This is a genomic window from Xanthomonas indica, from assembly GCF_040529045.1.
In the GTDB taxonomy this organism is placed as follows: Bacteria; Pseudomonadota; Gammaproteobacteria; order Xanthomonadales; family Xanthomonadaceae; genus Xanthomonas_A; species Xanthomonas_A indica.
In genome coordinates this window covers 2,252,212-2,264,467 of sequence record NZ_CP131914.1, presented here as the reverse complement: position 1 = coordinate 2,264,467, position 12,256 = coordinate 2,252,212, and the positions used below count along the sequence as shown (strand labels likewise).

At 71.0% G+C, this 12,256-nt stretch carries 10 protein-coding genes; 2 read left to right on the top strand and 8 right to left on the bottom strand.

Annotated elements, in window-relative coordinates:
• Positions 1-11: 11 nt before the first annotated feature.
• The 7 genes from Q7W82_RS09860 to prmB form a co-directional block, all read right to left on the bottom strand.
• Positions 12-674: a phosphoribosylanthranilate isomerase gene (locus Q7W82_RS09860; protein WP_242156695.1), complete on the bottom strand. Its 663-nt coding sequence runs from the start codon at positions 672-674 to the stop codon at positions 12-14.
• Positions 671-1,444, bottom strand: coding sequence for a tRNA pseudouridine(38-40) synthase TruA (truA, locus tag Q7W82_RS09855; protein ID WP_242156694.1), 774 nt, complete (start codon positions 1,442-1,444; stop codon positions 671-673). The genes Q7W82_RS09860 and truA overlap by 4 nt, the downstream gene beginning before the upstream one ends.
• Before the next feature lie 226 nt (positions 1,445-1,670).
• Positions 1,671-3,740: a FimV/HubP family polar landmark protein gene (locus Q7W82_RS09850; RefSeq protein ID WP_311195485.1), complete on the bottom strand. Its 2,070-nt coding sequence runs from the start codon at positions 3,738-3,740 to the stop codon at positions 1,671-1,673.
• A 477-nt stretch (positions 3,741-4,217) separates the two neighbouring features.
• Positions 4,218-5,243, bottom strand: a complete 1,026-nt coding sequence (locus Q7W82_RS09845) for an aspartate-semialdehyde dehydrogenase (RefSeq protein WP_242156692.1) — start codon at positions 5,241-5,243, stop codon at positions 4,218-4,220.
• Positions 5,244-5,346: 103 nt separating this feature from the next.
• A complete protein-coding gene (locus Q7W82_RS09840; protein ID WP_242156691.1) occupies positions 5,347-6,381 on the bottom strand; it encodes a D-glycerate dehydrogenase in 1,035 nt (344 codons plus the stop codon).
• Positions 6,374-7,477, bottom strand: coding sequence for a chorismate synthase (aroC, locus tag Q7W82_RS09835; protein ID WP_242156690.1), 1,104 nt, complete (start codon positions 7,475-7,477; stop codon positions 6,374-6,376). The genes Q7W82_RS09840 and aroC overlap by 8 nt, the downstream gene beginning before the upstream one ends.
• Positions 7,478-7,487: 10 nt before the next feature.
• Complete coding sequence (gene prmB / locus Q7W82_RS09830; protein ID WP_160960969.1) at positions 7,488-8,414, bottom strand: 50S ribosomal protein L3 N(5)-glutamine methyltransferase; 927 nt, start codon at positions 8,412-8,414, stop codon at positions 7,488-7,490.
• A gap of 79 nt (positions 8,415-8,493) precedes the next feature.
• Between prmB and Q7W82_RS09825 the strand changes: the two genes are divergently transcribed.
• A complete protein-coding gene (locus Q7W82_RS09825; protein WP_242156689.1) occupies positions 8,494-9,144 on the top strand; it encodes an SCO family protein in 651 nt (216 codons plus the stop codon).
• Positions 9,141-9,986, top strand: coding sequence for an archaetidylserine decarboxylase (gene asd / locus Q7W82_RS09820; protein ID WP_242156688.1), 846 nt, complete (start codon positions 9,141-9,143; stop codon positions 9,984-9,986). The genes Q7W82_RS09825 and asd overlap by 4 nt, the downstream gene beginning before the upstream one ends.
• A gap of 580 nt (positions 9,987-10,566) precedes the next feature.
• On the opposite strand, the gene Q7W82_RS09815 is transcribed toward asd, so the two are convergent.
• Positions 10,567-12,168, bottom strand: a complete 1,602-nt coding sequence (locus Q7W82_RS09815; protein ID WP_242156687.1) for a transglycosylase SLT domain-containing protein — start codon at positions 12,166-12,168, stop codon at positions 10,567-10,569.
• Positions 12,169-12,256: the final 88 nt, after the last annotated feature.

The window sequence follows — 12,256 nt, the reverse complement described above, 5'->3', positions numbered from 1 at the left end:
TGTGACCGCGCTCAGCAGTTCGTATTCAACTCGTGGCAGTCGGCGCGGCGCACTTCCTCGACGAACTTGCGCATCTTGTGGCCGTCCTTGATGCCGGGCTGGCTCTCGATGCCGCTGGACACGTCCACGCCCCACGGCAGCGTGGCGATGATCGCGTCGAACACGTTGTCGCCATTGATGCCGCCGGCGAGCAGGAACGGCCGGTGCAGGCCGGTGGGCAGCCGCGACCAGTCGAAGGTCTTGCCCGAGCCGCCGCTTTCGCCGGGGGCGTGGCTATCGAACAGGAAGCCGGCGGCGTTGGGGTACTGCAACTGCAGGGTGCGCGCGTTGACCTCGCCGCCGCCCATCGGCACCGCCTTCAGGTACGGCAGGTTGAAGCTGCGGCAAAAGCCGTCGTCCTCGTCGCCGTGGAACTGCAGCAGGGTCGGACGCACGGTGCGCAGCACCTCGCGCACCTCGTCCTTGGGGTTGTCGCGGAACAGCGCCACCACGTCGACCATGGGCGCGGCGGCCTGGCGCATCGCCCGTGCCTCGGCCGGCGCCACCCGCCGCGGGCTGCCATGGGCGAATACGAACCCGATCGAGTCCACGCCCAACTCGCCTGCCAGGCGGATGTCGCCGGCGCGGGTCATGCCGCAGAACTTGATGCGGGTGCGATACAACGTGCGATTCATAGCGTGACCTCGTCCGGAAGCGTCCAGTGGGCGGGATAAAGGGGACCGACGAACACCAGGCCCTGCGGCGGTGCCGTCGGGCCGGCGACGCGGCGGTCGCGTCCCGCGAGCAGTTCGCCAATCCAGGACACCGGCTTTTCGCCCGTTCCCACCATGACAAGGGAACCAACGATATTGCGCACCATGTGATGAAGGAATGCATTGGCCTGGACCTGGATCTCGATCAGGTCGCCGCTGCGGCTCACCGTGATCGACTGCAGCTCGCGGCGCGCGTGCAGCGCCTGGCACTGCACGCTGCGGAAGGCGCTGAAGTCCTGCTCGCCCAGCAACGCCTGCGCTGCAGCGTGCATGGCCGCGGCCTGCAGCGGCCGCCGCTCCCAGCTCAGGGTCTGCCGGTACAGCGCCGGGCGCACCTGGCGGTTGAGCAGGCGGTAGCGGTAGCGGCGCGCGCGGGCCGAGAAGCGCGCATGGAAGTCGTCGGCCACCGGCACGCACCAGCGCACGCACACCGAGGGCGGCAGTCGCGCGGTGGCGCCCAGCATCCAGCCGCGCGCCGGGCGCGGCGCATCGCAATCGAAATGCACCACCTGGCATTCGCCGTGGACGCCGGCATCGGTGCGGCCGGCGCAGATCACGCTCACCGGCGCGTCGGCCACCGACGACAACGCCGCCTGCAGCGTGGCCTGCACGCTGGGACCGCCGCTCTCGCCGAGCTGCTGCCAGCCCTGGAACTCGCTGCCGTCGTACTCCACGCCTAGCGCGTAACGCATGGCGACCTCCGCTGCAGTGCGCCATCGGCGTCGACGCATTGTGCGGTCGCCTCGCGCAAGGACGAGCGCAGGGTACTCGCGACGACGACGCGACGGCAGTCCCCCGGCCACGCCGAGAGCACGCGCACGAGTGCGCTCGTCCGCCGCTGACGGGCGTGTTGCCGCAGGGCCGTCCCGCTCCAGGCCGGACGGCCGCGGCGAGCGCGCCGCGCGCCGCCTGCCACCATCAGTCCAGCCGTCCCAACAATTGCAACGCCTCGGCGCGCGCGGCCGGGTCGCCGCTGGCCGCGACCTCGGTCAGCAAGGTACGTGCGGTCTCGTTGTCGCCCAGGTCCATGTACGCCACCGCCAGTTCCAGCCGCTCGCGGCCCACCGGCGGATACGGCGACGGCGCTTCGGCCGGCGCCGGTGCGGCAGGCTCCAGTGCGGCAGGCTGGTGCCAGGTCGGCTCCTGCCGGCCGGCGCCGGCGTCGCTGTCGACAGGAAGGTCGCTGCTCGGCACCGCGGCCAGCGGCGGCGGTTGCCGCCAGGCCGTCTCGGCCGCGGACTCGACGGCCGGGACGGATTCCGGATGGGCCTCGGCCGGGTCGACGGAATGCAGGTCGTCATTGCCGGCGGACAGCGGCGCATCGGCCGACGCATGGCGCATCGACTGCTGCGCCAGCACGCGTTCGAAGGCGTCGTCGTCGAGCGTGGCGTGGTGGTCGGCGTGATCGTCGGCAACGTGGTCGACGTGGTCGGCGCGCTCCCACGCCTCCAGCGCCTCCTCGTCGCGGGTGGCCGCAGCCTCCTCGGCCAACGGCTCGGGTTCCAGCGGCGGCAGTTCCGGCGCATCGACATCGCGGTGCGCGACCACCGGCACCGCGGCGCTCGCCGCCAGGGCCGCGTCGTCGTCGCGCGGCAACGGCGGCAGCGGCGACGGCTTGCGCCGGCGCGACAGCAACCAGGCACCGAGACCCAGCACCAGCAGGCTCAGCCCGCCCCACAGCCACAGCGGGAATCCCGCATTGGCCGGCGCCGGCGCGGCCGCGGCGGCCGGCGCCGCCTGCCCGGCCTGGGCCAGGCGCTTCTGCGCCGCGGCCAGGTCGCTGTCCTTCAGCGCGATCAGTTGCTGCTGCTGGGCCTTGAGCTTTTCGAGCTGCTCCACCCGCGAGCGCAGTTCCTGGACCTCGGCATCGCGTGCCGCGAGGTCTTCGCGCGCCTGCTGCAATTGTTGGGTCGCCACCATGTCTCCTTCGTCGCCGGCACCGGTGCCGGACTTGGTTCCCGCCTCGCGGCGCGTCGCCGGCACCGCCGGCGCGATTTCCAGGCGCGCGCCGGACGCGGCCGCCGGCGCCGCGGCGGCCGGCTTGGGTGCGGCCTGCGCCGTCGCCGCGTCCTGCTGCGCCTGTGCCGGCTGCGGCACCGGCGCGCGCGCCTGGCGCCATTGCGCGGCCTGCTCGCGCACCACGGCCTCGGCCGCGGCGGCATCCAGGCTGGCCAGGTCCTCCTCGCGCGGCGTGCGCAACACCGCGCCCTGCTTGAGCAGGTTGAGATTGCCGCGGATGAAGGCGTCCGGATTGGCGCGCAGCAGCGCGACCATGGTCTGGTCCAGCGAATGGCCGTTGCCGCGCGCGAGCTGGCCGGCGATCTGCGACAAGGTCTGCCCGGCGCGCACCGGCGCCAGCGCATCGCCGGGCGCTGCCGCCGGGGCCGGCGCCGGACGCGGCGTGGCAGCCGGCCTCGCACTCGGCGTCGCTGGCGTCGTGGCGGCCGCCGGCGCTGGGGCGGCCGTGGATGCCTCACGGGTGATGCGGTCGGACGGCTGCGCCGCGGCCGGTGCATCGATCGCCGGCGCGTCGATCGCCGCAGCGGTGTTGGGTGCGTCGATCAGTGCCGAATACTCGCGGATCAGCCGCCCCTGGCCCCAATCGACCTCGATCAGGAAGCTCAACGACGGCACGTCGACCGGCATGCGGCTGCTGACCTGGATCACCGCGCGGCCCTTGCGGGTCTGGGTGAAGCGGAACTGCAGATCGCTGACCAGGCCCTGCGGGCGCTCCAGCCCGACCCGCGCGAAGGTCGCCGGCGAGGCCAGCGCCACCCGCGCCCGCTCCAGTTCGCCCGGCTCGTTGGAGATCACCGGGATCTCGGCCAGGAACGGCTCGCCCGGCTTGGACAGCACGCGGATATCGCCCAGGCCCAATGCCAGGGCCGCCTGGCTGCAGGCCAGCAACAGCAGCGCCGCGGCCGCGCGACCGACATGGCGCAGCCCGCGCGCGGCAGAGACCGCATCGCCGCTGCAGCGACGGAACAAACGTGGTTGTAGGCGCATCCCGCCCCTGCCCCTTGGAGTCATGTCCATCAATATATATGAAGCGGGGAGTGGGGATTTGGGATTGGGGATTGGTTGCGGGCACTGCAGCGGCGACGGGGGCGAATCGCATGGGTTTGGCGAGCGCCATGCCAACGGAGCGTTGGCATTGTCGTGGGCGCGGTTTGGAAGAGGCTTCAGCCCCGGCACTGGGTCGGTAAGGCCCGTCGGGACTGAAGTCCCTCCCACACGGGCGCTGCCTGGGCCATGCCTGCGTGGTCGCCCCGCCGATGCGCTGGCGGCATGACCCGCCAGATGTGGATCGGCCTGCGCCATCGGCACGACGCGCATGCCCGACACGACAACGGCCAGGGCTTGCGCCACTGGCCGTTGCGTACCTGCCGGGAATTGGGCGCTACGCAGCCCAGGATCAGTCGGCGCTGCGCAGCGCGTTACGAATCCCCAATCCCGACTCCCGAATCACGCCTCCTGAGCGACCAGCTCGGCCAACTGCACCGCGTTGAGCGCGGCGCCCTTGCGGATGTTGTCGGCCACCACCCACAGGTTGAGGCCGCGCGGGTGCGAGAAATCCTCGCGGATGCGGCCGACGAACACCGGGTCCTTGCCGGAGGCATGGGTCACCGGGGTCGGATAGCCGCCGGCCTTGTGCTCGTCGACCACTTCCACGCCGGGCGCCTGACCCAGCAGGGCGCGCGCCTGCTCGACGGTAATCTTGCGCTTGGTCTCGATGTTGACCGCCTCCGAATGGCCGAAGAACACCGGCACGCGCACCGCGGTGGGGTTCACCAGGATGCTGCTGTCCTCGAGGATCTTCTGCGTCTCCCACACCAGCTTCATCTCTTCCTTGGTGTAGCCGTTGGGCTGGAAGTCGTCGATGTGCGGGATCAGGTTGAAGGCGATCTGCGCCTGGAACTTCTGCGGCTCGATGTCCTGGAACGCCAGCAGCTGCGCGGTCTGCTTGCCCAGTTCCTCCATGCCCGAACGGCCGGCGCCAGACACCGACTGGTAGGTGGCCACGTTGATGCGCTCGATGCCGTATTCCTTGTGGATCGGCGCCAGCACCGGCATCAGCTGCATGGTCGAGCAGTTGGGATTGGCGACGATGCCGCGCGGACGGTGCTTCAGCGCGTGCGGATTGACTTCCGACACCACCAGCGGCACGTCGTCGTCGTAGCGGAAGGTCGAGGAGTTGTCGATCACCACCGCGCCGGCCGCGGCGAACTTCGGCGCGTATTCCTTGGAAATGCCGCCGCCGGCGGAGAACAGCGCGATGTCCACGCCGGTCGGGTCGAAGGTGGCCAGGTCGAGCACGGTGACCTTCTGGCCGTTGAACTCGACCTGGCCGCCGGCCGAGCGCTCGGAGGCCAGCGGGTACAGCGTGGCGATGGGGAAACCGCGCTCGGCGAGGATGCTCAGCATGGTTTCGCCGACGGCACCGGTGGCGCCGACGACGGCGACGTTGAAACGACGGGTTGCATTGCTCATGGAAGGATTCGATCCGCAGGAAGAAAAAAGGGGAAAAACAGCCGCACTGCCGCGTGGATTCGGGGAACCTGCCGTGCGCGCCGCGCACAGGGCCGCAGGCTCCCTATCGTTTTTTGTCCGCCATCGCCCGCGCGCCGCCGGCCGCGGCGATCGCGTCCAGGTTCAGCGCGTTGGGCGGGCGCCCGGCGTCGGCGCCGATGCCCAGCGCGGCAAGCAGGTTGTCGACCGCCAGCGCCACCATCGCGCGGCGCGTGGCCACGCTGGCGCTGCCGATGTGCGGGGTCAGCACCACATTGCGCAGCGCCAGCAGTTCCGGACGGATTGCCGGCTCGCCTTCGAACACGTCCAGCCCGGCCGCGGCCAGGCGTCCGTGCGCGAGCGCGTCGGCCAGCGCGATTTCGTCGACCAGCCCGCCACGGGCGATGTTCACCAGCGTCGCGGTCGGCTGCATCTTCGCCAGCGCGGCGGCATCGATGACGTGGTGCGACTGCGCGCTGTACGGCAGCACCAGCAACAAGTGGTCGGCGCGCGCCAGCAGCGCGTCGAAACCGACGTATTCGGCGCGATGCGCACGCTCCACCTCGGCCGGCAGACGGCTGCGGTTGTGGTACAGCACGCGCATCGAGAAGCCGGCGGCGCGGCGCGCGATGGCCTGGCCGATCCGGCCCATACCGAGGATGCCCAGCGTACTGCCGTGGACATCGGCGCCGAGCATGGTCTGGAACGACCACTGCTGCCACTGCCCCGCGCGCAGCCAGCGCTCGGCCTCGCCGACGCGGCGCGCGGCGGCCATCAGCAGGGCGAAGCCGAGATCGGCGGTGGTCTCGGTGAGCACGTCGGGGGTGTTGGTGGCGACGATGCCGGCCGCGCTGAGCGCGTCCAGGTCCAGATTGTTGTAGCCGACGCCGACGTTGGCGATGGCGCGCAGCCGCGGCGCGCCAGCGATCTCGGCGGCGCCGATGCGTTCGTTGAGGGTGACCAGGGCGCCGTCCAGCGGCGCCAGCGCCTGCGCCAGGTCCTGCGGCGAATACTTGGTCACGTCCGCGGTGGTGGTCAGCGCGCAATGCGCCCCCAGCCGTGCGACGACATCGTCGAACAGCGGCTGGCTGACCCACACCCGCGGCCGCGACTCAGCCATCGCCACCGCCGGGGATGCGCGGCGTCACCGTACCGACGTCGCCGCATTGCGCGCGGTGGCGCAGCGCCTGGTCCATCAGCACCAGCGCCATCATCGCCTCGGCGATCGGGGTGGCGCGGATGCCGACGCAGGGGTCGTGGCGGCCGGTGGTGATCACGTCCACTGCCTGCCCGTCCACGTCCACCGTGGCGCCGGGCAGGCGCAGGCTGGAGGTGGGCTTGAACGCCACCGAGACGACGACGGGCTGCCCAGTGGCGATGCCGCCGAGCACGCCGCCGGCGTGGTTGGACTGGAACCCGTCCGGCGCGATCAGGTCGCGATGGTGGGTGCCCTTCTGGGTCACCGCGGCGAAGCCGTCGCCGATCTCCACGCCCTTGACCGCATTGATGCTCATCATCGCCGCGGCCAGCTCGCCGTCGAGCTTGCCGTAGATCGGCTCGCCCCACCCAGCGGGCACGCCGTCGGCGACCACGGTCACGCGCGCACCGATCGAATCGCCGGACTTGCGCAGCGCATCCATGTACGCCTCCAGCTCCGGCACCTGCGGCGCGTGCGGCCAGAAGAACGCGTTGTCTTCCACCGCGTCCCAGGCGAAGCCCTGCGGCAGCAGCGGCCCGAGCTGGGACAGGTAGCCGCGCACGCGCACGCCGTAGCGCTGCGCCAGCCACTTCTTGGCGATCACGCCGGCGGCCACGCGCATGGTGGTCTCGCGCGCGGACGAGCGTCCGCCGCCGCGCGGATCGCGGATGCCGTACTTCTGCCAGTAGCTGTAGTCGGCATGGCCGGGGCGGAACTGCCGGGCGATGTCGGTGTAGTCCTTGCTGCGCTGGTCGGTGTTGCGGATCAGCAGGCCGATCGGGGTGCCGGTGGTGCGGCCTTCGTAGACCCCGGACAGGATCTCGATGGCGTCGGCCTCGCGCCGCGCCGAGGTGTGCCGGCTCTTGCCGGTGGCGCGGCGCTGCAGGTCGTGGGCGAATTCGCTGGCGTCCAGCTCCAGCCCCGGCGGGCAGCCGTCCACCACGCAGCCGATCGCCGGCCCGTGCGATTCGCCGAAGGTGGTGACGGTCAGCAGCGTGCCGAAACTGTTCGCGCTCATGGCCGTCGCATCACCGGTCCGCGGCCAGCGCGGCGATGCGCGCGTGGTGCGTCAGCAGTTCGCTGCGCTCCACCGCGAAGATGCCCATCTGCCCGACCTTGAACTCGACCCAGGCGAAATCCACTTCCGGCAGCAGCTGCGCCAGCGCGCGCTCGGACTCGCCGACCTCGCAGATCAGCAGCCCGTCCTCGCTCAGGTGCGCCGGTGCGTCGCGCAGGATCTTCAGCGCCAGGTCCAGCCCGTCGTCGCCCGCGCGCAGGCCCAGTTCCGGCTCGTGCGCGTATTCCGGCGGCAGCGCATCGGTCTCGGCGTGGGTGACGTAGGGCGGATTGGTCACGATCAGCTCATAGCGGCGCCCGCCCAGCCCGGCGAACAGGTCGGACTTGACCAGTTCGACGTTGTCGGCCAGCAGCCGCTCCTTGTTCTCGGCGGCCAGGCTCAGCGCATCGTCGCTGATGTCGACCGCGTCCACCTGCCAGTTCGGGTTGTAGTGGGCCATGGCGATGGCGATGCAGCCCGAGCCGGTGCACAGGTCCAGCGCGCGCTCGACCGGGCGGCCGGCCAGCCACGGCTCGAAGCCGGCCTCGATCAGTTCGGCGATCGGCGAACGCGGCACCAATGCGCGCGCATCGCTCTTGAAGCTGAGCCCGGCGAACCAGGCCTCGCCGGTGAGGTAGGCGGCGGGGATGCGCTCGGCGATGCGGCGCTCGAACAGCGCCAGCACCTGCGCCTTCTCCGGCGTGGTGACCCGCGCGCTGCCGTAGGCCGGGCCCAGGTCGTGCGGCAGGTGCAGCGCGTGCAGCACCAGTTGCGTGGCCTCGTCCAGGGCGTTGTCGTAGCTGTGGCCGAAGCTCAGCCCGGCGGCGTTGAAACGGCTGGTGCCGTAGCGGATCAGGTCGATGATCGTGTGGAGTTCGGCGGCCGCGTCGGCAGTCATGGCAACAGGCAAGGCAATTCGGCCCCCGATTATAGAGGCCCGGCCGCTATGATGAGCGTTCGTTGCATGGGAAATCAGTATGTTCAACCGCACCTTCGGCATCGTCCTGGTGGTTGCCCTGGCCGCCGGCCTGGGGCTGCTGCTGGCCCAGAAGTACTTCGGCGGCAGCGCCGGCCCGGCCTGGCCGGAGACCCGCACGGTGCGCATGTACCCGCAGCCGCGGCCCCTGCCCGACTTCCACCTGCGCCAGACCGACGGCACGCCGCTGGTGCCGGGCGAGCTCAAGGGCCACTGGACCCTGGTGTTCCTGGGCTTCACCGCCTGCCCGGACGTGTGCCCGACCACCCTGGCCGACCTGGCGCGCGCGCAGAAGCAATGGGAGACGCTGCCGGACACGCTGCGCCCGCGCGTGCTGTTCGTCTCGGTCGACCCGCAGCGCGACACCCTGCCACGGCTGGGCGAGTACGCCCATGCCTTCCACAAGGACACCATCGCCGCCACCGCCGACGTGCCCGAGCTGGAGCGCTTCGCCACCGCGCTGGGCTTCGTGTTCCAGAAGGTGCCGGGCAAGCACTACGCCGAGAACCCGAACGACTACAGCATGGACCACTCCGCCGCGATCGCGGTGCTCGACCCGCAGGGCCGCCAGGCCGGGCTGATCCGCCCGCCGTTCGATGCCGCGGCGATCGCCGCCGACCTGCAGACCCTGACCAAGGCCACCGCCCCATGAGCCTGACCACCCGCCTGACCTACGTGCTGCCGCACCGGCTGCTGTCCTCGCTGGCGCGGCGCCTGGCCTATTCGTCGCGGCCCGGACTGAAGCAGTGGCTGATCGACACGGTGGTGCGCCGCTTCGGCGTGGACCTGAGCGAGGCCGCGCAACCGGATGCGCGCGCCTACCCGACCTTCAATGCCTTCTTCACCCGTGCGCTGAAGCCGGGTGCGCGTGTCGCCGATCCCGATCCGCAGGCGCTGCTGATGCCGGCCGACGGCCGCATCAGCCAGCTCGGCCGGATCGAGGACGGGCGCATCTTCCAGGCCAAGGGGCAGTCGTTCACCGCCGCCGAACTGCTCGGCGACGACGCCGCGGCGGCGCCGTTCGCCAACGGCCTGTATGCCACCGTGTACCTGTCGCCGCGCGACTACCACCGCGTGCACATGCCGTGGACCGGCACCCTGCGCGAAACCATGCACGTGCCGGGGCGGCTGTTCAGCGTCGGCACCGACGCGGTGCGCACCGTGCCGCGCCTGTTCGCGCGCAACGAGCGCCTGGTCTGTCATTTCGACACCGACTTCGGCCCGATGGTCTCGGTGATGGTCGGCGCGCTGCTGGTGTCCGGCGTGGAAACCGTGTGGAGCGGCGTGGAGATCCCGCGCTACGCCGACCGCATCACCCGCAAGGATTGGCGCGGCAAGGGCATCACCCTGCAGCGGTTCGAGGAAATGGCGCGCTTCAACTACGGCTCCACGGTGATCGTGCTGCTGCCGCCGGGCGTGGCCGCGTTCGACCCGGCACTGAAGGCGGAATCGCCGGTGCGGCTGGGGCAGGCACTGGCGCGGTTGGTGCGCTGAGGCGTGAGAGGGCCGCGCTGCGGCCCTTTCGCTTGAGGAGCGCCTTTGTGGGAGGGCCTTCAGTCCCGACGCATGGACGGTGAAAGACCGCCAGCATGTGCTGGATGGTGGTGTCGACGCCTCGCCTGAGACTGCGGCGGCCGTACCCTCATCCGGCGCTACGCGCCACCTTCTCCCGAAGGGAGAAGGGAGTGGATTGCGCTTTTGTCTCGCAACGCGTGTGCAGCGCCCGCCCCTGTGGGAGGGCCTTCAGTCCCGACGCATGGACGGTGGAAGGACCGCATTTCCCTGCAATGGATGACGGCAAGCCACACGCCCGAGACTGCGCATGGCCCGCCCCTCATCCGGCGCTGCGCGCCACCTTCTCCCGGAGGGAGAAGGGATTGGATTGCGCTTTGTCTCGCAACTGGTGTGCAGCGACAGCGCCACTGTGGGAGGGACTTCAGTCCCGACGCCTGGACGGTGGAAGGACCGCCTTTCCCTGCAATGGATGACGGTAAAGCCACACGCCCGAGACTGCGCATGCGCCACCCCTCATCCGGCGCTACGCGCCACCTTCTCCCGGAGGGAGACGGGATCCTTACTTCTCGCAGCCCACCAGCTTCAGCGACTGGCCCGGCTTCAGGGCATAGCCCGGGGCGCGCAGGCCGTTGGCCTTGGCCAGTTCCTTCAGGTCGCAGTCGTGGCGGTCGGAAATCCGCCCCAACGTGTCGCCCTTGGCCACGCGGTAGCTGCGCACCTGCTTCTGCTTGGGCTTGGCCGGCGCGGGTCGGCCGGTGGCCACCGTGGTCGGCACGCCGGCGACCGGGCTGACGTCGCCCACCGCCACGTTGCCGGTCAGGTCGGCGGCCGGCGCCGGGCTGCCGCTGCGCACCGCGGCGGTGACGTCGGCGGTGATCAGTGCGCGCGCCAGGTCGGCGCGCGGGCCACTGACGCAGTAGCGGTTGTACAGGCCGACGATCTTGGTGGTGGCGTTGATGGTCACCCCGGCCGGGATCCAGCCGTCCGGCTCGTAGCGCGGGTTGAGGTTGCGCAGGGCGCGCATGTAGCCGTCGCGGGTGCCGTCGCTGCCCAGGCAGATGGTCAGTTCGTAGATGGTGGTGGACTTGGCCAGGCGCAGCGTGGCCGGCTGCGCATTGATCTTGGGGAAGGCCACGCCGTACTGCTGCGGGTGCAGGAAGATCCACGCCGCGGCGATCACCATCGGCACGTAGTCCTTGGTCTCGGCCGGGAACTGGTTGTACACCGAGGCGTCCCAGAAGCTGCGGCCGGGCATCTGGTTGAACACGCGCGCCGCACGGCCTTCGCCGCCGTTGTAGCCGGCCAGGGCCAGTTCGACGCTGCGGTTGAGCTCGGCCATGCGCTCGTTGATGTAGACCGCGCTGGCCTCGGCGGCGCTGCGCGCGTCGTAGCGGGTATCGAAGCCGGTGCCGTCCGGGCCCAGGCCGAAACGGCGCCCGGTGGCCGGCATGAACTGCATCAGCCCGGCGGCGCCCACCCGCGAATTGGCATGCACGCGGCCGTTGGACTCCTTGGCGATGATGCCGAACAGCAACGCCTCCGGCAGGCCGCGCTTCTCCCACTCCGGCCACATGATCGCGCGCAGGTTCTGGTAGTTCTCGTAGCTGCTCATCAGCGCCGGGCGCATGTCGGTCAGCCAGCGGCGGATGCCGGCCTGCACCGCCGGGTTGTACTCCACCATCGAATCGAAGGCGTGGCGCTTGTCGTTGAGCAGGCGTGCCGCGCGCGCGGCTTCCGGCACGTCGGCGGCCAGCGGGCTGATGTGGTCGGGGTCGGCCTGCAGCGGCGCCGCGTCTTCGTCGTCGGCGGCATCGGTATCGCTGGCCTGGCCCTGCGCGTCGGTCTTGGCCTTGAGCAGGCGCTTGTACGCGCCCAGGTAGGTGCCGACCTCGCAGCCACGCTGCTTGATGCAGGCCTGGATCACGTCCTCGATGTCTTCCAGCGCGGCGTCGCTTTCCTGGGTACCCTTGGGGTCGCTGTTGCCGACCAGCACCATGGCGTCGTTGTAGCGCTTCTCGGCAGCGGCCAGGCGCTGGTCGAGGACGGCGATGGCGGCCTGGTCGCGGGCGGACACGCGGGCATGGGCGGCAGGAGCGGCGCAGGTCAGCGCCACGGCAGCCGCGACGGGCCACGCGTGGGTGAAGCGGAACGGAAGGGGCATGGTGGGACGCGGCGACGGAAAGGCCGCAGGGTAGCCCCCGCCGTCGCATCGCGGCAAGGTCGCCGCGGCCACGGTCCGGCCCGCGGCG

Bases quoted from the DNA above. Each gene is read 5' to 3' on its own strand.
- Q7W82_RS09825 (WP_242156689.1), top strand. From the start codon at position 8,494: ATGTTCAACCGCACCTTCGGCATCGTCCTGGTGGTTGCCCTGGCCGCC.
- aroC (WP_242156690.1), bottom strand. From the start codon at position 7,477: ATGAGCGCGAACAGTTTCGGCACGCTGCTGACCGTCACCACCTTCGGC.
- asd (WP_242156688.1), top strand. From the start codon at position 9,141: ATGAGCCTGACCACCCGCCTGACCTACGTGCTGCCGCACCGGCTGCTG.
- Q7W82_RS09815 (WP_242156687.1), bottom strand. From the start codon at position 12,168: ATGCCCCTTCCGTTCCGCTTCACCCACGCGTGGCCCGTCGCGGCTGCC.
- Q7W82_RS09840 (WP_242156691.1), bottom strand. From the start codon at position 6,381: ATGGCTGAGTCGCGGCCGCGGGTGTGGGTCAGCCAGCCGCTGTTCGAC.
- prmB (WP_160960969.1), bottom strand. From the start codon at position 8,414: ATGACTGCCGACGCGGCCGCCGAACTCCACACGATCATCGACCTGATC.
- truA (WP_242156694.1), bottom strand. From the start codon at position 1,444: ATGCGTTACGCGCTAGGCGTGGAGTACGACGGCAGCGAGTTCCAGGGC.
- Q7W82_RS09845 (WP_242156692.1), bottom strand. From the start codon at position 5,243: ATGAGCAATGCAACCCGTCGTTTCAACGTCGCCGTCGTCGGCGCCACC.
- Q7W82_RS09860 (WP_242156695.1), bottom strand. From the start codon at position 674: ATGAATCGCACGTTGTATCGCACCCGCATCAAGTTCTGCGGCATGACC.